Genomic DNA, 16,466 nt, shown 5'->3' with positions numbered 1-16,466 from the left:
CCCCCTCGGTCGCCGTGAGCAGACTCCCCATGACGTTCTTCCGCCCAGCCTCGCTTCTTCCTGGTCTGGCGGCGACCGCCCTCGCCGGCGCCGCCGTCGCCCAGACCAGCGCCGAGGATCAGTGGCGCGTGACGGTCAGCCCCTATGTCTGGGCCACTTCGCTGGACGGAAACGTCACGCTGGCGGGCCACAAGGCGCCGGTGGACGTGTCCGCCTCGGACGCCTTCGACCAGCTGGAGAGCGTGGTCATGGGCGATGTCGAGGTGCGCAAGGGCCGCTGGGGCGCCTTCGTCGACTATCAGTACGCCAAGACCCATGAGGGCGTGTCCCTGATGGGCGTCCCGGCCGAACTGGGGACCCGCTCGACCACCGTCTCGGGCGGGGTGCTGTTCCGCCTGATCGACGACCCGCTGGGCGGCCGCACCGCCTTCGGCGACGCGCGCAGCTTCCGCGTCGAGCCGCTGGTGGGCGCCCGCTGGAGCCAGCTGCGGGCCGATCTGAACACCCCGCTGGGCGCCGTGCACAAGGGCGCCGAATGGACGGACCTGCTGCTGGGCCTGAGAGTCGAGGGCGACGTGTCCGAGCGCTGGACCCTGCGCGCCCAGGTCGACGCCGGCGGCCTGGGCGACGACGACCGCCACAGCCTGGCCTGGCAGGCTCTGGCCTCCTACCGCACCCCGCTGGCGGGCGGCGCCGTCTCGATCAACGCCGGCTACCGCCTGCTACATCAGAACTATGAGCAGGACGATTTCACTGGCCAGCGCTTCGACTGGAAGGTGACCCGCCATGGCCCCGTCCTGGGCCTGTCGCTGACCTACTGACCCCCATCCCCCGACGATCCCCTCACCTCAGGAGACGACATGCGCAACGGAATGAAGAAGGGCGTCGCTGCCCTGGCCGCCGCCTTCATGGTGGCCGTTCCGGCGGCCGAGGCGTGCACGCGCCTTGTCTACCACGGCCACGACGGCGCCGTGATCACGGCCCGGTCGATGGACTGGAAGGACGAGATCATGACCAATCTCTGGATCTTTCCGCGCGGCATGGCGCGGGACGGGTCCGGCGGTCCCAACTCCCTGACCTGGACGTCCAAATACGGCAGCGTCATCGCCAGCGGCTATGACATCTCGACCGTCGACGGCGTGAACGAGATGGGCCTGGTCGCCAACGTCCTGTGGCTGGTGGAGTCGGAGTATCCGGCCTACGACCCGAACAAGCCCGCCCTCAGCATCGCCGCCTGGGCCCAGTACGCCCTCGACAATTTCGCCACCGTGGCCGAGGCGGTCGAGGCCCTGCGCGACGAGCCCTTCGTCCTGGTCAGCGACAGTGTGCCGGGTCAGGACCGCCTGACCACCCTGCACCTGTCCCTGTCGGATTCCGGCGGCGACAGCGCCATCTTCGAATACATCGACGGCAAGCTGGTGATCCACCACAGCCGCGACTATCAGGTGATGACCAACTCGCCGACCTTCGACCAGCAGCTGGCGCTGAACACCTATTGGCAGGGCATCGGCGGCACGGTCATGCTGCCGGGCACCAACCGGGCGGCCGACCGCTATGCGCGGGCCGCCTTCTACGTCAACGCCATCCCCAAGTTCGAAGATCAGAACATGGCCCTGGCCAGCGTGTTCAGCGTGATCCGCAACGTTTCGGTGCCGTTCGGCATCTCGACCCCGGACCAGCCGAACATCTCCTCGACCCGCTGGCGGACGGTCGTGGATCACAAGCGCAAGCTGTACTTCTTCGAGTCGGCCCTGACGCCGAACACCTTCTGGGTGGACCTGAAGAAGATCGACTTCTCAGAGCGCGCCCCGGTCAAGCGGCTGGAGCTGGGCGAGAACCAGATCCACACCCATGCAGGCGACGCCACCGCCGAATTCAGCAACGCCCGGGCCTTCCCTTTCCTGGGTCCGCAATCCTGAGGCGTCGGAGCGCGGTCGGGGTTCAGAAGATCCCGACCGCCGCTTCGGCCCAGATCAGCAGCACGGACAGGATCACCGCCGCGGCCAGCATCAGCCGCACCAGCGGAGTCCGCGCCTTCCACAGCAACAGCTCCAGCAGCAGGCCCGCCCCGATCAGCAGGACGGCGGCGAACAGGAAGTCCTGCGCGTCCCAGGCGACCTCGGAGGTGAACTGCATGGCCGCCAGCGGCGTCAGCAGGATCAGCCCGACCGCGCTCCAGCCGGCCGTTCGGATCGGATTGAAGAAGGCGGGCGCGCGTTTCATCAGGATCGACATCGGACCGCTCCGCACAGGATGAGACGTCTCATCATGCGCCCGATCGCGCGCAATCGGAAGCGAGACGACGCGCGTAATGCCTCTCCCTCCCCTTCATGGGGAGGGTGGTCGCGCAGCGACCGGGTGGGGAGGAACCGGTCCCGCTGGGCGTCGCGCTTGAATAGCCTCGCCGCCCCCACCCGACTTCGCCCTTACGGGCTCAGCCACCCTCCCCATGAAGGGGAGGGAGAAACGTGGTCAGGTCGCCGCCAGCGCCGCTTCCCTGATCCGCCCCACCATGCTGTTCAGACCGTTGGCGCGTTGCCGGGTCAGGGCCGAAGGCAGGCCCAGCCGGTCCAGCGCCGCCCTGGCGTCAAAACCCAGGATCTCCGCCGGAAGCCGCCCGGAATAGAGCCGCAGCAGCAGGGCGATATTGCCCTTCGACAGGGCGCTGTCGCTGTCGGCGTCGAAGAAGAGACGGTCGGCCTCCCGCCGCGTCGACAGCCAGACCTGGGCGGCGCAGCCCGGCACCTTGTTCGCCTCGATCCGCGCCTCTTCCGGCAGGGGCGGCAGGTCCTTGCCCAGGTCGATGACGTATTCGATACGCCCTTCCCAATCGCCCAGCAGATCGAATTCCTCGACCAGTTCGGCCAGGGTGTCGTCGATGGAGCGGGCGGGAGCGGCGGTGAAAGTCATGGCCGCGACATAGGCCGCGCGCGCCCTCGCCACAACCGCCCCTCTCACAACCGGCTCTGCGCTCCCCCGACAGGCGAGCGCGCTAGGGAGCGCCTGGGGCGCGGTCTAGGCTATACGGCTGATTCAACCCTTGCGCCCGGATGGCCGTGACGTCTCGGACCGCCCTTCTCGATCCCATCCGCCGCCCCGAAGCCGCCGTGGCCGGGGACGGCGCCGCCGTGGCCGCCTGGCACGCCGGGTGGACGGCGGTCGTCGGGCTGACGGCGCTGGGCGCCGTCTGGCTGGGGCGGCCCCTGGCGGCGCCCGAGGCGCTGGCGCTGGCGGTGACGGCCGCGCCGGGCGTGGCGGGCCTGGCCCTGCTGGCGCGCGACACGATGGCGTTGAGAGCGGCGCTGATGACGCTGTGGGCCCTGGCGGCCCTGACGGCGGCGGGCCTGGCGGGCGGCGCGGCGGGACCGCTGGCCGGCTTCGTCTTCGCCCCCCTGGCGGCGGGGCTGGCCCTGGGCGGGCGTCGCCGCGCGGGCGTCGGCGCCCTGGCCTCGGTCGGAGCGGCCCTGGTCGGCCTGGTCTCCACCCTGGCCGTCGGACCGGCGACGCCGGGCGGCGGCCTGGCCGGCGCCTCGGCCCTGATCGCGGCGGGCGCCGCCCTGCTCGGCCTGGTTCTGGGCCTTCGTCGCCAGACGCGCCGCCTTTCCCTCGCCGAGGCCGCCGTGGCGCGGGTCGAGGCCGTCCTGTCCGGTCAGCCGGGCCTGACCCTGACGCTGGACGCCGAAGGCCGCCATCGCGCCCTGTCCGCCTATGGCGCGGCGCCCGCCGCCCTGCCCGTCGATCTGCTGTTCGAGGACGGGCTGCTGGCCGTCGTGGACGAGGCCGACCGTCCCGCCGTCATCGCCGCCCTGGCCCGCGCGCGCGGCGGCGCCGAGGCCCAGGTCCGCTTCACCCCCCGCCTGGCGCTGGACCGGCGCATCCTGCTGGTCGCCCGGCGACTCGATAAGGGGCCGCGCCTGATCGTCCAGGCGCTGGACGCCACCTTGCAGCACGCGCGCGAGGCCGAGCTGGACGCCGCCCGCGCCGAAGCCGAGGCCCAGAACCTCGGCAAGACCCGCTTCCTGGCCCACATGAGCCATGAGCTGCGCACCCCGCTGAACGCCGTGGTCGGCTTCTCCGACGCCATGCGGCAGGAGTTGTTCGGCCCCGTCCCGCCGCGCTACGCCGACTACGCCGCCTCGATCCACGAAGCGGGCGGCCACCTGCTGGACCTGATCAACGACGTGCTGGACGTCAGCCGCATCGAGGCCGACCGCTATGAGCTGTCGCTGGAGCGTTTCGACGCGCGCGAGCCGGTGCTGGCGGCGCTGGCCCTGGTCCGCATTCAGGCTGACGACAAGGGCGTCGAACTGGCCGCCGTCCTGCCGCCCGAGGCGCTGAGCGTTCGCGCCGACCGCCGCGCGCTGAAGCAGATGGCGCTGAACCTGCTGGCAAATGCGGTGAAATTCACCCCGCCGGGCGGGACGGTCACCGTGTCGGTGCAGGCGGCGGATGATGCGCTGGAAGTGACGGTGGCCGACACCGGCGTCGGCATCTCGGCCGAAGATCTGGCGCGTCTGGGCCGCCCCTATGAGCAGGCAGGCGACGCCGAACAGCGGGCGCAGGGTTCAGGGCTGGGGCTGGCGCTGGTGCGCGCCCTGGCCGGGCTGCACGGCGGAACGCTGGCGCTGGACAGCGCTCTGGGCGTCGGCACGGCGGCGACAGTGCGTCTGCCGCTCGAGACGCCTGACGCCTGAACCTCAGACGCGCGAGGCGGCCAGCTTCAGACCGAAGCCGATGAAGACGACGCCCACCACCTGGTCCATCGTCCGCACCACAGCCGGGCGACGCAGGAACCGGCCCAGCGGGGCCGTCGCCAGGATCAGCCCTGCGAACCAGACGATGGTCAGCGCCACATGCACCCCGACCAGAAAGAAGGTGAAGACCGCCACATTGGCCCCCTGCGGCACGAACTGGGGCAGGAAGGTCACGTAGAAGACGCCGATCTTGGGGTTCAGCAGATTGGTCAGCAGGCCGCGCCGGAAGGCGACGGGACCACTGGGGGGTAATGCGGCGCCCGCTTCGCCCAGGCTCCTGCGCGGCTTGAACAGCATCTGCGCGCCGAGCCAGACCAGATAGGCCGCGCCCGCCCACTTCACCACCGTATAGGCCAGCTCCGACACCCGCAGCAGCGCCCCGAACCCCAGCGACACCGCCGCGCCCCAGGTCAGACAGCCCAGCAGGATGCCCGCCCCGGCGAAAACGGCCGAACGCCCGCCCTCGGCCGCCGCCGAGCGCAGCACCATGGCCGTGTCCACCCCCGGCGTGATCGTCAGAATGGTGATGGCGACCAGGAAGGCGGCGAACAGGGCGGGATCGAACATGGGCGCACTAGATCATGCGCTGAGCGAAGGTGACAACGTCCGATCTCAACCCGGCCGCCTCATCCCTCCATGCGGTCGCGGTAGCCGCGCGCGTCCAGCGCCCTCAACGCCGCCGTGAGAACCGCCTCAAGCTCCAGTCCCAGATCCTGATCCAGCGACCGCGCCGCCCGACTGGTCGCGCGCCATTGATCCGTCAGGGCCGGCAAGGCCGCGCGCGCCTGATCCGACAGCATGACCGCGCGCTGTCGTCCGTCCGCCGCACGGCCGGAAACCAGCCATCCCTCGCGGGTCATCTGCGCCGCCGTCTGACTGAGCGCCGAATGGGTCAGGCCCGCGGCCTCGGCCAGGGCCTTGATGCTGAGCGCCATCGGTTCTTCCGCCCCCCGCTCGGCCTCCATCAAGGCGCGCATGATCACCGTATAGCGCGGCCTGAACGCCAGCCCGCGCGCGGCGTAGGCGGCCTCCACCTCGCCGTCGAGACGGTCGGCCAGACGCCGCAGCAGGGCTCCAAGACTTGACGGGCGTTCGGACATGGCCTCATAAATATATAAGGGCTGTTATAAATCAACCCATGCGAGGCCCCATGCTCTCCGCGCTTGTCCATCCCTTCCTGGCCGTCGCCCTGACGACCTGCCCCCTGCAGGTCGAGGTTCTGAACGCCGCCGCCGACCGCATAGGAGCCGGCTACATCACCCAGACCGAGGGGCAGGCCGTGGCGCGCCGCGTCCGCGACTGGGCGGCGGAGGGACGCTATGCCGAACAATGCGACGACCCGGCCGCCTTCGCCGAGGCGACGACGCGCGACCTGCGCACGCTGGACGGGCACTTCCGCCTGACGCCCCCGCCGTCTTCAGGACCGTCAACCGGTCCCGCCCCCGCCTCCCTGCAGGCCTGGCGCGACGAGGCCCGCGCCGCAGGCGGCGGCGTACGCGAGGTGCGGGTGCTGGAGGGCAACATCGGCTATCTGCGGCTCAGCGCCTTCTATCCCTGGGACCTGGTCGAGACGCGCCTGGCCGCCGCCCTGACCCTGTTGGGAGATGTCGACGGCCTCATCATCGACCTGCGCCGCAACGGCGGCGGAGATGGACGCACGGCCGATCAACTGGTCGCCAGCCTGCTGCCCGAAGGCGCCGCGTTCGGCTGGATCGAACGACGCGAGGGCCGGCTTCCTCACGCCGCCCCGCCCCGCGCCCTGCCCGCCGTCCGGGCCGACACGCCGGTGGCCGTCCTGATCGATCGCCGCTCAGGCTCGGCGGCCGAGTTCACCGCCTATACGCTGCAGGCGGCCGGGCGGGCCGAGGTGATCGGCGACCGGTCGGGCGGCGCCGCCCACATGCTGGGACCGCCGCAGCCCCTGCCCCACGGCTACGCCGTCAGCGTGCCGGACGCCCGCCCCGTCAACGCCGTCACGGGAAAGAACTGGGAAGGCGGCGGCGTCCGTCCCGACGCGCCCGGGGGCGACGATCCCCTGCTGACCGCCCGCGACCGCCTGCTGGCGAAGCTGGGCCGAACGCCGAAGAGCTGAACGGCCGCCTAGACCGGCCCCATGGCCAGGAAGGCGCGGGCGGCGGCGAAGTCGCCCGCCTCGAAACGGGCGGTCGCCACGCTGTCGTCGCGGAACAGGAACTCGATCAGAAAGGGCTCGCGCGGGTCCAGCGCCGCCAGAGCCTCGGCCGCGCTGTCGGGAAAGCGCCAGACCTCGCCCGCCCGCGCGCCGGAGGCCAGCAGATCGCGCGGCGCGATGTCGGAACCGGCGGCGAAGACGGCGCGGCGCGCGGCCTCGGGCGGCAGACCGTCCGTCCCCAGCCACGGCCGGGGCGAGCGCGCCGTATCGCGCATGACGATGCGCGCGGCATAGGGTCGGGGCTTGCCGACGAAGGAGACGACCGCCGCCGGGCGCGCATCCTGGGGCGCTCTGCCGGTCAGGCCGAACCGCACGGGCGAGGCGCCGGTCGCCCCGTCCTGAAACAGACGCCAGCCGTCGCGGGCGCTTTCGAAACGGTCGGCGCTCCAGCCGGCCCTGTCGCCGGGGAAGTTGATCCGCGCCGCGCGCGACCAGCCGGCGAAGGCGTGGCGCACGCGCGTCTTGACCCGGTCCAGCTCGGCGTCGTTGCACGGAGTGGCTGCGGCCCGCGCCTTGGCCCGCCCGGCCGTGGCGGCCAGTTCGGTCGCCGGGCGTCCCGCGCGCAGGGCCGCCCCGCGCGCCTGCAGGGTCGCCGCCTCCAGCGCCTGGGTCAGACGCGGCTCGAACAGGCGGCACTTGTCCTGCGCCGCCCGCACGAAGGCGCGCTCATAATAGACGTCGCCGGCAGCCGTCGCCGTCCCGGCCGCGAGGGTCAGGGCGACGATCGCGGCCAGCGTTCTGCTGACTATGCGGGGCGACGGCGCTATCTTCATGGCCCCACCCTAGCCGCCGCCGGTTCCGGGTCCGTGTCCAAACAGGGTGAACCAATTGCTTCTTTCCACTGACGTCTGGGTCGGCGCACTGATCCGCCGCGCCGAGTTGGAGGGCGCCAACGCCGTGGTGGTGAAGAAGGGCGACGCCCGCGCCGGGGCCGTCATCGTCAAGGCCTATGACACCGCCGCCCGCACCGCCCGTCTGTGGACCGAGGCGACCGGCCAGGACGGCGAGCCCCTGTGGATCCAACCCGTCGCCAGCGAGACCGAGAGCGAACTGGACGCCTATCTGGATCGCCAGCGCCGCTATGACCCCGACCTCTGGATCGTCGAGATCGAGGACCGCCAGGGCCGCCACTTCCTGACCGAGAAGACGCAGGACTGACGCCCGCTCTCTCGATAGCCGACAGGGTCGCGCAAACCGCCCTCAAGCAGCGCAAGGCGCGTTAGGGCCGCTCAAAATGGTAACCGGCCCCTTCACCGCGTTCGTGAACCGGACCGCAAGCGCAGGCGCCCTACAACCCGACGCCTGGGGCCAGAACGGTCCTGCGAGCGGACGCGGTCCATGCTGTTTCTCTTGAACGATGTCGTCTTCGATCTGGACGAGGCCTGCCCGGCCCCGAGCCACGACGTGCGTCGGTTCGAGAGCCTGTCCTTCGACTATGTGCTGGAGATGGGCTGCGAGCTGTTCGCCGAAGACCCGCTGCTGCACCGGACCGACCCGGCCCGCGCGCGTCGTCTGGCCTGGCTGATCGCGCACAAGGCGGAAGGCGTCAACGCCGCCCTGTTCGCCGCCCCCGAAAAGGCTTGCGCCCCCGAACTGGTCGAGCCGCGTTTCTGCGCCTTGCCCGAGGTCGTTCTGCACCACCTGCAACAACGCGCCCGCCGCGGCGCCCTGAACGCCGCCACGGCGGACAAGGCGGTCTGGAGCCGTCTGGCCGCCTAGGGACTTCCATAGAACACCGTCGTTCTTTAGGTCATCCCCTTCAGACTCGGAGGGGACGAGAGGCGATGAACAAGAAAACGCGGTTTCATCTGACGCGCGGTGCTGCGCTAGGCGCGGCGATAGCTCTGGGAAGCCTCGCCTCGTCGCCGGCCATGGCCGAATGGCGTCGGGCCGAAACCGAACACTTTATCGTCTATGGCGACGCCTCTGAGGGCAGTCTTCGGCGCTACGCTCAAAAGGTCGAGCGTTTCGACGCCCTGCTGCGAACCTACTATCCCATCCAGACCGACCATGAGATCCCGAAGCTGGAGATCTTCATGGCCGAGGGACGACGGGGCATGAACCGCATGTCCCCCGGCATCAGTGCAGGCGTCGCAGGCTATTATTCGCCCAATAGCGGCCGCATCTATACGGTTGTCGATATGCGCAGCTCGATGGGCGACGTCGTCGTCTTCCACGAGTATGCGCACCACTTCATGTTTCAGATGAAGGCAAACGCTTACCCGTCGTGGTTCGTCGAAGGCTTCGCAGAGTACTACTCCACCGCCAGCCTTACCGATGAGCGCATCCAATTCGGGCGACACGACCCCGGCCGCATGAACTCCCTGACCGGAGGCTTCAACTCCTGGGCCAAGATGGAGGATGTGTTGAAATGGCGCATCTCGGATTCCGGGCGATTCCCCGCGCACCTTTACTATGCCCAGTCCTGGGCCATGACCCATTACTTCATGAGTACGCCCGAACGCACCCAGATGCTGGGACGATACCTGGCCGCTGTGGCCGGCGGCGAGGACTCCGTCGACGCCATGCAAGCGGCGACAGGCCGGACTGCGGCTCAACTTCAGGATGACGTTTGGCGCTATGTATCCGGCCCCATCAATATGGTGTCTCCCCAGATCGCGATTACGCATCCTGAGGTGACGATCAGCAGCATGTCGAAGGCTGAAGGCGACGCCATCTGGTTGGATGTTCGCCTTGATAATGCGCCGATCAAGCCTCCCGTCGAGGAAGCGGCCGACGAGGACACGCAGTCGGAGGCGCAGAAGGCGCGCCGGGCTCGAGATCGGCGACAGGCTAACGAGAACAGGATCGAACTCATCCGCTCGGCCTTCGCCACGGGCGAGCGCCACGCGGACTCCGACGTCGGCCGGTTGCTGACGGCCCGAGCTCACCGGCTGTCACAGCGCCCCGATCTGGCGCTGGCGGCGCTGGCCCCCGGCCTTGACGACCACACGACCAACGCCAACGTCTTGCGGGTCGCCGCCCTGGCCCTGCTGGATCAGACCGAGTCGGCGGCCTCCGTCGACGACGCCAACGACCTTCGCCGTCAGGCCGCCGCCTATCTAGCCCGGGCCATGGATTCTGAACCGCTGGATTTCCGCATCTATCTGGGCCTGAACGACGTACGGCGCGGGCAGCCCCGCTATCCGACGGACAACGACATCTCCACGCTGGAGGTCGCCTGCGCCTTGGCTCCGCAGTCGTTCGACTGCCGCACTCGGCTGGGGCACGCCTATATGGCGCGCGAAATGAATGCTGAAGCTATCGCAGTCCTGACGCCGGTGTCCAACAGCCCGCACTCCAGCGGTTACAAGCGTCAGGCGCGGGCCATGATCGATCGTGCACGGCAAGCATTGGGCCAAGCCCCGCTTGAAGCGACCGGCGAGCTTGAGGAGGCCGACGAAACGTCTGTGTCCGACGCAGCCTGACCTGACTGTGCTTTAGAGCAGGATGCCAAACACCGTGTGCACCAACGCCGCCGCCAGGACGATCAGGGCGAACCCCGCCAGAAAGCAGACCAGCGGGTGAATCTTGCGCTCGTGCTGTACGGGCGCGGACTTGCCTGGGTGGACCAGAGCCATGATGTTTCCCTTCCCTAGTGCGGCGGACTCATGGCCCGCCGTCTCCCGAAAACGAGCATGCCTCGAATAACCCTCATACGCGAAGGGTCTCTCACGGCATCGTGAACGTCGACAATCGGGCCGTGGCGCGCTAGGTCGCGCGTCCTGAAGGAAGCTCCATGTCCAAACTGACTCTCGCCCAGGAGGCCCTGCGCCGCAGGACCTTCGCCATCATCGCCCACCCGGACGCGGGCAAGACGACCCTGACCGAGCATATCCTGCTGGCGGGCGGCGCCGTGCGCGCGGCGGGCGCGGTCAAGGCGCGCGGCGAGAACCGCCGGGCGCGCTCGGACTGGATGAAGATCGAGAAGGAACGGGGCATTTCGGTCACCGCCTCGGTCATGACGTTCGAGCACGACGGCAAGATGTTCAACCTGCTGGACACGCCGGGGCACGAGGACTTCTCGGAAGACACCTATCGCACCCTGACCGCCGCCGACTGCGCCATCATGGTGCTGGACGCCGCCAAGGGCATCGAGCCGCAGACGCTGAAGCTGTTCGAGGTCTGCCGCCTGCGCGATATCCCGATCATCACCTTCATCAACAAGCTGGACCGCGAGGCGCAGGACCCGATGGCCCTGCTGGACGAGATCGCATCGCGTCTGCAGTTGGACCCCTCGCCCATCTGGTGGCCGGCCGAGAGCGGCAACCGCCTGCGCGGCCTGGCCGAGGTCGGCGGTCAGGGCCGGTTCCAGCCCTACACCCGCAAGACCGCCGACAACGACGGCGAACACCCCGCCCCCCTGCCCTTCGACGACGCCGCGTCCTACTTCGAGGGCACGGAGCGGGCCGACATGGTCGATGCGCTGGAGCTGGTCGAGGCGGGCTACAAGCCGTTCGACCATCAGGCCTTCCTGGAAGGGCACATGACGCCTGTGCTGTGGGGCTCGGCCCTGCGCCACTTCGGCATCGAGGAACTGCTGAAGGCCATCGGCGAATGGGCGCCGCCGCCCAAGACGATGAGCGCCCGCAAGGAGGCGCCGCCCGAAACCCGCAACGCCCCCGCGCCCGAAGACATCACGGTCGAGCCGAGCACGGACGAAGTCACCGGCTTCGTCTTCAAAGTCCAGGCCAACATGGACCCCAACCACCGCGACCGCATCGCCATGTTCCGCATGGCCTCGGGCAGCTTCAAACGCGGCATGAAGCTGAAGGTCCAGAACACCGGCAAGCAGCTGTCGGTGAACGCCCCCATCATGTTCTTCGCCTCGGATCGAGAACTGGCCGAAGAGGCCTATGCGGGCGACGTCATCGGCATTCCGAACCACGGCGTGCTGCGCGTCGGCGACAGCCTGTCGGAAAGCGGTCTGGTGCGCTTCGCCGGCCTGCCCAACTTCGCGCCGGAAATCCTGCAGCGCGTCCGCGTCAAGGATCCGCTGAAGGCCAAGCACCTGCAGAAGGCGCTGGTCGGTCTGGCCGAGGAAGGCGTGACCCAGCTGTTCCGCCCGGAACTGGGCGCGGACTTCATCGTCGGCGCCGTAGGCCAGCTGCAGTTCGAGGTCATGGCCGATCGTCTGGGCGAGGAATACGGTCTGGACGTCATTTTCGAGCCGTCGCCCTACGCCGAAGCCCGTTGGGTGTCAGGCGCCAAGGCCGACCTGGAGGACTTCGCCGGGAAGTATCGGCCCCAGATGGCGACCGACATCGACCAGAACCCGGTCTTCCTGGCCAAGTCGGCCTGGGAGACGGGCTATGTCTCCGAACGCTTCCCCAAGGTGGCCTTCACCAAGACCAAGGAGCGGGGCTGACCCTCAGGTCTTGCTGATCGACACCCCGCCGTCGACCAGCATGGCCGTGCCGGTCATGAAGCTGGAGGCGTCGGAGGCCAGGAACAGGGCGGCACGGGCGATCTCTTCGGGGCTCGCCATCCGCTTCAGGGCGTGCATTCCCTCGACGAAGGCGATGATCTCGGGCGTATGGGCGAACTCGCGCCCCGCCTCGGTGTCGGTGCCGCCGGGCAGCAGGCAGTTGCTGCGCAGCCCTTGCGCTCCGAACTCGGCGGCGATGACGCGCGACAGGCCGACCAGCCCCGCCTTGGCTGCGCCATAGGCCGCCATGCCCGGCATGCCGATGGCGTGGCCGACAAAGGTCGAGGTGAAGATCAGCGACCCGCCGCCGCGCGCCAGCATGGCCGGGATCTGGTGCTTGGCGCCCAGGAAGGCGGCGGTCAGGTTGAGGTCCAGGGTGTCGCACCAGCGGTCCAGCGCGATCTCGGGCGTAGGCTCATTGGCGCCGGTCGCTCCCGCATTGTTCAGGGCGATGTCGAGTCCGCCGAACCGCTCGACCGCCGTGCTTGCCAGCCGCTCGGCCAGAGCCTCGTCGCGGATATCGCCGGAGACGGCGACAGCGCGGCCGCCCTCGGCCTCGATCTCGGCGACCAGGGCCAGAAGCTCGGCCTGGCGCCGGGCGGTGACGACCACCGCCGCGCCTTCGCGCGCGAACAAACGAGCGGCGGCGGCGCCGATGCCGGAGCTGGCTCCGGTGATGACGGCGACCTTGTCGGTGAGTGCGGGCATGACGACCTCGTGCGTGAAAGAGGCCGCCTTCCTTTCATGCCTTCAGGGCGTGGTCTGGCGAGGTTCGGACTCGGCGTTCAGGTCGAGGGCGCTACGCGGGTCTCGCGTCCCAGCGCCTGGAACCACGGCAGGAAGATCTGGATCAGCGGGCCGATGCCCACGGCGAAGACCACCGTGCCCAGGCCGACCGAGCCGCCCAGCAACCAGCCTCCGGTCAGGACGCTGACCTCGATCAGCATACGCGACACGCGTATCGACCAGCCCAGCCGCTGGTTGAGGCCGATCATCAGGCCGTCGCGCGGCCCCGTGCCCATGCCGGCGCCGATATAGGCGGCCCCGCCCATGGCGGTCAGGACCACGCCCATCGTCATGAAGGCCAGTCGCAGCGGCAGGCCCGTGATCTCGGGCAGGAGGGCCAGGGCCGCATCCATCGACAGGCCGATGACGAAGATGTTGAACAGCGTGCCCAGCCCCGGCTTCTGACGCAGCGGAATCCAGGCCAGCATCACTAGGACGCCCATGATGATCGAGGCGGTCCCCAGGCTGATGCCCGTCCGCAGGGACAGGCCCTGATGAAAGACGTTCCACGGGTCCAGCCCGAGGTTGGAGCGCACCATCAGGGCGGCGGCCACGCCATACAGGCACAGGCCCAGCTGAAGCTGAATGAAACGACGCATGAACATGGGCGCCATAAGCCACCAAATCGGCCTTGCTTTATAGGGCCAATCTAAAGAGGGTGGCCTTATGCGCGACACCCTGGTCAACGCCGCCTCCCTGTCGCGTCAGCTGGACGGCTGGCGCAGGCCGGACGGCGAGCCGGCGTATCGCCGCCTGGCCGAGGCGCTGAAGCTGATCATCCTGGACGGGCGGCTGTCGCTGAACGCGCGCCTGCCCGGAGAGCGGCGGCTGGCCGCGACCCTGGGCGTCAGCCGCATCACCGTCAGCGCCGCCCTGGATCGGCTGAGGGCCGACGGCTTCATCGTCAGCCGGACCGGGGCGGGCAGCTTCACCGCCCTGCCCGCCAGCCCGGCGTCGCCGCTCGCGAACTATCTAAACGGGCCGATGCAGCGGGTCGATGCGCCCGGCGTCATCGACATGGCCTCCGCCGCCATGGCCGCCGACGAACAGGTGCACGCCGCCTACGCCCGCGCGCTGGAGGCCTTGCCCGCCCACCTGCCGGGGCCGGGCTATGAGCCGGTCGGGATCGAAGCCCTGCGTCGCGTCGTCGCCGACCGCTACAGCGACGACGGCATGGCGACCACGGCGCAGCAGGTGGTGGTCACGGCGGGCGCGCTGGGCGGGCTGGCGCTGCTGCTGCGGGCGGCGACGCGGCCCGGCGACCGGGCGGTGGTCGAGCACCCCGGCTATCCCCACGCGCTGGACGCCCTGATCCAGGCCGGGCTGGCGCTCAGCCCCGTCGCCATGACGCCCCAAGGCTGGGACATGGACGGGATGCTGGCCGCCATCGCCCGCGTCCGGCCGCGGCTGATCTATCTGATCGGCGCGCACCACAATCCGACCGGCCATGTCCTGTCGGCCCAGGACGAGACCGCCGTCGCCGCCGCCGCCGCCCGCGTCGGGGCGACGCTGGTGTTGGACGACAGCCTGCGCGAACTATGGTTCGACCGCCCGGCGCCGCCGCCTGTCGATCACGGCCCCCATGTCGTGCGGCTAGGCTCGACCAGCAAACCCTATTGGGGCGGGCTGCGCGTCGGCTGGCTGCGCGCCCATGTCGGCGTCATTGATGCGGTGGTGCGCCACAGGCCGTCGCTGGATCTGGGCGTGCCCGTGATGGAACAGTTGGCGGCCGCCATGCTGCTGACCGGCGACCCGGCGCCGCTGCACGCGCGGCGGCGGCTGCTGGCGCGTCGCGAGGCCCATCTGCGGGCGCGGCTGGCCGAGCATCTGCCGCAATGGCGGACGCGCCGCCCCGACGGCGGCCTGTCTCTGTGGGTCGAACTGCCCCGGCCGGACGGCGTGCGCCTGGCCATCGCCGCGCCCGATCAGGGGGTGCGGATCGCGCCGGGCGTGCGATTCGGGATCAACGGCGCCTTCGACCGCTTCATCCGCCTGCCTTTCAGCCGCGACGAGACGGAGTTGGACCTAGCGGTGGTCCGGCTGGCGGCCGCCTGGCAGGGACTGGACCGCAGCGCGCCGCGTCAGCCGACGCCCGAGCCGCTGCTGCCCGCCGTGTTTTAGGGCGCGTCGCGCTTCAGGCCAAAGGTCATGGCGAACATGACCAGGCAGACGCCGCTGGAGACCAGCAAGGCCAGGCTGGCCGAACGGTCCAGCACCAGGCCGTACAGCGCCGGCGCCGCCGCCTGGACGAAACGCGCAGGCGTCAGCACCAGAGCCTGGCGCGCGCCGTAGTTCTCGCGCCCGAACAGATGCAGCGGCAGGACTCCCGAGGCCACCGCCAGCAGGCCGTTGCCCGCCCCCTGGCCCAGAGCGACCGCGCCGGCCGCGCCCTTGCCCCCGACAGAGGCGATCAGGGCGCCGAGCGGATGCAGCAGGGTCGCCGTCCGCGCCGCCGCGACGGGCGAACCCTTCCCCGGCGCCGCCAGGGCGATCAGGCGCACGGCGATGGCCGCGCTCGCCATCAATCCGGCCGCCAGGGCCGCCTCGGCAGGCGTCAGGCCCAGGCGGGTCAGCAGACGCGGCAGATGGGCGCTCATGGCCGTCGCCACCCACCAGGCCCCGGCGAACAGGACCGCCAGGCGGATCATGGTCCCGTCCCAGCGCACGCGGCCGGACGCCGGCGGCCGGGCGCCGGCCCGTCCATCCGGCAGCACCGCCGCATACAGCGGCAGGCACAGCAGCAGATGCGCCCCCGCCCAGACGAAACAGGCGCCGCGCCAACCCAGGGTCTGGATCATCAGCAACGTCAGCGGCCAGCCCAGCGCGCCGCCGAAGGCGCCCAGCAGGGAGACGGCGGTGATCGGCTTCTTCGCCGCTTCGCCGTGCAGGGCCACCAGGACGGCGTAGGCCGGACCGTACAGCCCCACCCCCATGCCCGCGCCCAGCATCAGCACGCCCGCGACCATCGCCGTCGGCTCGCGCGCCAGCCCCAGCAGCGTCAGGGCCAGGGCGAAGATCACGGCCGCCGCCGACAGCACCTCGCGCCCGCCGCGCCGGTCGATCCAGCGTCCGCCGAACGGGCTGAGCGCCGCCGAGACCAGGAAGGCCCCCGACAGGGCCGAGAACACCACGCCGGGCGTCGTCCCCACGCCCGCCGCCAGAGGCTCGGCCAAGACTCCGAGCAGGTAGTAGCTGGAGGCGAAGGAGACGATCATCCCCAGGCCCAGGACGGGAATGATCAGGCGAGAAACGGCGAGGTGCGACATGGCGCGCTCTGTCAGCGGATTTGCCCGCCTGGCGAAAGCGA

Annotated in this window: 18 protein-coding genes; 9 read left to right on the top strand and 9 right to left on the bottom strand. The window is 70.1% G+C overall.

Annotated features, from left to right (window positions below; translation table 11 throughout):
• Positions 1-29 precede the first annotated feature (29 nt).
• Positions 30-821: a hypothetical protein gene (locus ACWIDZ_RS10055; protein WP_453989530.1), complete on the top strand. Its 792-nt coding sequence runs from the start codon at positions 30-32 to the stop codon at positions 819-821.
• A 39-nt stretch (positions 822-860) separates the two neighbouring features.
• Complete coding sequence (locus tag ACWIDZ_RS10050; protein WP_338576537.1) at positions 861-1,919, top strand: linear amide C-N hydrolase; 1,059 nt, start codon at positions 861-863, stop codon at positions 1,917-1,919.
• A gap of 22 nt (positions 1,920-1,941) precedes the next feature.
• Here ACWIDZ_RS10050 and ACWIDZ_RS10045 read toward each other — a convergent pair whose 3' ends face one another.
• Together ACWIDZ_RS10045 and ACWIDZ_RS10040 are read right to left on the bottom strand one after the other, a co-directional pair.
• Positions 1,942-2,235: a hypothetical protein gene (locus ACWIDZ_RS10045; protein ID WP_291777782.1), complete on the bottom strand. Its 294-nt coding sequence runs from the start codon at positions 2,233-2,235 to the stop codon at positions 1,942-1,944.
• 237 nt (positions 2,236-2,472) lie between these two features.
• On the bottom strand, positions 2,473-2,910 hold the full coding sequence (locus tag ACWIDZ_RS10040) for a SufE family protein (RefSeq protein WP_453989529.1): 438 nt from the start codon (positions 2,908-2,910) through the stop codon (positions 2,473-2,475).
• Between the two features lie 146 nt (positions 2,911-3,056).
• Between ACWIDZ_RS10040 and ACWIDZ_RS10035 the strand changes: the two genes are divergently transcribed.
• A complete protein-coding gene (locus ACWIDZ_RS10035; protein WP_453989528.1) occupies positions 3,057-4,694 on the top strand; it encodes a sensor histidine kinase in 1,638 nt (545 codons plus the stop codon).
• Positions 4,695-4,697: 3 nt separating this feature from the next.
• On the opposite strand, the gene ACWIDZ_RS10030 is transcribed toward ACWIDZ_RS10035, so the two are convergent.
• Both ACWIDZ_RS10030 and ACWIDZ_RS10025 read right to left on the bottom strand, forming a co-directional pair.
• Positions 4,698-5,321, bottom strand: coding sequence for a LysE family translocator (locus ACWIDZ_RS10030; protein ID WP_453989527.1), 624 nt, complete (start codon positions 5,319-5,321; stop codon positions 4,698-4,700).
• A 59-nt stretch (positions 5,322-5,380) separates the two neighbouring features.
• Complete coding sequence (locus ACWIDZ_RS10025) at positions 5,381-5,854, bottom strand: MarR family transcriptional regulator (protein ID WP_453989526.1); 474 nt, start codon at positions 5,852-5,854, stop codon at positions 5,381-5,383.
• Between the two features lie 50 nt (positions 5,855-5,904).
• Between ACWIDZ_RS10025 and ACWIDZ_RS10020 the strand changes: the two genes are divergently transcribed.
• Positions 5,905-6,846 (top strand): S41 family peptidase, encoded by a 942-nt coding sequence (locus ACWIDZ_RS10020; protein ID WP_453989525.1) that lies wholly within the window; start codon positions 5,905-5,907, stop codon positions 6,844-6,846.
• 8 nt (positions 6,847-6,854) lie between these two features.
• Here the strand turns inward: ACWIDZ_RS10020 and ACWIDZ_RS10015 are convergent, their stop codons facing one another.
• Entirely contained in the window at positions 6,855-7,718 is an 864-nt protein-coding gene (locus tag ACWIDZ_RS10015) for a hypothetical protein (protein ID WP_088491625.1), read from the bottom strand.
• Between the two features lie 55 nt (positions 7,719-7,773).
• Between ACWIDZ_RS10015 and ACWIDZ_RS10010 the strand changes: the two genes are divergently transcribed.
• The 3 genes from ACWIDZ_RS10010 (at position 7,774) to ACWIDZ_RS10000 (ending at position 10,373) form a co-directional block, all read left to right on the top strand.
• Entirely contained in the window at positions 7,774-8,103 is a 330-nt protein-coding gene (locus ACWIDZ_RS10010) for a DUF1491 family protein (protein WP_453989524.1), read from the top strand.
• A gap of 180 nt (positions 8,104-8,283) precedes the next feature.
• A complete protein-coding gene (locus tag ACWIDZ_RS10005; RefSeq protein WP_003165872.1) occupies positions 8,284-8,664 on the top strand; it encodes a hypothetical protein in 381 nt (126 codons plus the stop codon).
• Between the two features lie 65 nt (positions 8,665-8,729).
• Positions 8,730-10,373: a DUF1570 domain-containing protein gene (locus ACWIDZ_RS10000; protein WP_453989523.1), complete on the top strand. Its 1,644-nt coding sequence runs from the start codon at positions 8,730-8,732 to the stop codon at positions 10,371-10,373.
• Positions 10,374-10,385: 12 nt separating this feature from the next.
• Here the strand turns inward: ACWIDZ_RS10000 and ACWIDZ_RS09995 are convergent, their stop codons facing one another.
• Entirely contained in the window at positions 10,386-10,526 is a 141-nt protein-coding gene (locus ACWIDZ_RS09995; RefSeq protein WP_343830819.1) for a hypothetical protein, read from the bottom strand.
• 158 nt (positions 10,527-10,684) lie between these two features.
• Between ACWIDZ_RS09995 and ACWIDZ_RS09990 the strand changes: the two genes are divergently transcribed.
• On the top strand, positions 10,685-12,313 hold the full coding sequence (locus ACWIDZ_RS09990) for a peptide chain release factor 3 (RefSeq protein WP_453989522.1): 1,629 nt from the start codon (positions 10,685-10,687) through the stop codon (positions 12,311-12,313).
• A 3-nt stretch (positions 12,314-12,316) separates the two neighbouring features.
• Here ACWIDZ_RS09990 and ACWIDZ_RS09985 read toward each other — a convergent pair whose 3' ends face one another.
• Complete coding sequence (locus ACWIDZ_RS09985; RefSeq protein ID WP_453989521.1) at positions 12,317-13,081, bottom strand: SDR family oxidoreductase; 765 nt, start codon at positions 13,079-13,081, stop codon at positions 12,317-12,319.
• A 77-nt stretch (positions 13,082-13,158) separates the two neighbouring features.
• Entirely contained in the window at positions 13,159-13,758 is a 600-nt protein-coding gene (gene yczE / locus ACWIDZ_RS09980; RefSeq protein ID WP_453989520.1) for a membrane protein YczE, read from the bottom strand.
• A 67-nt stretch (positions 13,759-13,825) separates the two neighbouring features.
• On the opposite strand from yczE, the gene yczR reads away from it, so the two are divergent.
• Positions 13,826-15,280 carry a MocR-like transcription factor YczR gene (gene yczR, locus ACWIDZ_RS09975; protein ID WP_453989519.1) on the top strand — a complete coding sequence of 485 codons (1,455 nt, stop codon included), beginning with the start codon at positions 13,826-13,828 and terminating at the stop codon, positions 15,278-15,280.
• Here the strand turns inward: yczR and ACWIDZ_RS09970 are convergent.
• Positions 15,277-16,425, bottom strand: a complete 1,149-nt coding sequence (locus tag ACWIDZ_RS09970) for an MFS transporter (RefSeq protein WP_453989518.1) — start codon at positions 16,423-16,425, stop codon at positions 15,277-15,279. The genes yczR and ACWIDZ_RS09970 overlap by 4 nt on opposite strands.
• Positions 16,426-16,466 lie beyond the last annotated feature (41 nt).

The sequence above is a fragment of the Brevundimonas sp. NPDC055311 genome (assembly GCF_053645695.1).
This window is presented reverse-complemented; position numbering and strand designations above follow the sequence as displayed.

Excerpts from the sequence above, each read along its gene's own strand:
- ACWIDZ_RS10055 (WP_453989530.1), top strand. The coding sequence starts at position 30 with ATGACGTTCTTCCGCCCAGCCTCGCTTCTTCCTGGTCTGGCGGCGACC.
- ACWIDZ_RS10050 (WP_338576537.1), top strand. The coding sequence starts at position 861 with ATGCGCAACGGAATGAAGAAGGGCGTCGCTGCCCTGGCCGCCGCCTTC.
- ACWIDZ_RS10045 (WP_291777782.1), bottom strand. The coding sequence starts at position 2,235 with ATGTCGATCCTGATGAAACGCGCGCCCGCCTTCTTCAATCCGATCCGA.
- ACWIDZ_RS10040 (WP_453989529.1), bottom strand. The coding sequence starts at position 2,910 with ATGACTTTCACCGCCGCTCCCGCCCGCTCCATCGACGACACCCTGGCC.
- ACWIDZ_RS10030 (WP_453989527.1), bottom strand. The coding sequence starts at position 5,321 with ATGTTCGATCCCGCCCTGTTCGCCGCCTTCCTGGTCGCCATCACCATT.
- ACWIDZ_RS10025 (WP_453989526.1), bottom strand. The coding sequence starts at position 5,854 with ATGTCCGAACGCCCGTCAAGTCTTGGAGCCCTGCTGCGGCGTCTGGCC.
- ACWIDZ_RS10020 (WP_453989525.1), top strand. The coding sequence starts at position 5,905 with ATGCTCTCCGCGCTTGTCCATCCCTTCCTGGCCGTCGCCCTGACGACC.
- ACWIDZ_RS10015 (WP_088491625.1), bottom strand. The coding sequence starts at position 7,718 with ATGAAGATAGCGCCGTCGCCCCGCATAGTCAGCAGAACGCTGGCCGCG.
- ACWIDZ_RS10005 (WP_003165872.1), top strand. The coding sequence starts at position 8,284 with ATGCTGTTTCTCTTGAACGATGTCGTCTTCGATCTGGACGAGGCCTGC.
- ACWIDZ_RS10000 (WP_453989523.1), top strand. The coding sequence starts at position 8,730 with ATGAACAAGAAAACGCGGTTTCATCTGACGCGCGGTGCTGCGCTAGGC.
- ACWIDZ_RS09995 (WP_343830819.1), bottom strand. The coding sequence starts at position 10,526 with ATGGCTCTGGTCCACCCAGGCAAGTCCGCGCCCGTACAGCACGAGCGC.
- ACWIDZ_RS09990 (WP_453989522.1), top strand. The coding sequence starts at position 10,685 with ATGTCCAAACTGACTCTCGCCCAGGAGGCCCTGCGCCGCAGGACCTTC.
- ACWIDZ_RS09985 (WP_453989521.1), bottom strand. The coding sequence starts at position 13,081 with ATGCCCGCACTCACCGACAAGGTCGCCGTCATCACCGGAGCCAGCTCC.
- yczE (WP_453989520.1), bottom strand. The coding sequence starts at position 13,758 with ATGCGTCGTTTCATTCAGCTTCAGCTGGGCCTGTGCCTGTATGGCGTG.
- yczR (WP_453989519.1), top strand. The coding sequence starts at position 13,826 with ATGCGCGACACCCTGGTCAACGCCGCCTCCCTGTCGCGTCAGCTGGAC.
- ACWIDZ_RS09970 (WP_453989518.1), bottom strand. The coding sequence starts at position 16,425 with ATGTCGCACCTCGCCGTTTCTCGCCTGATCATTCCCGTCCTGGGCCTG.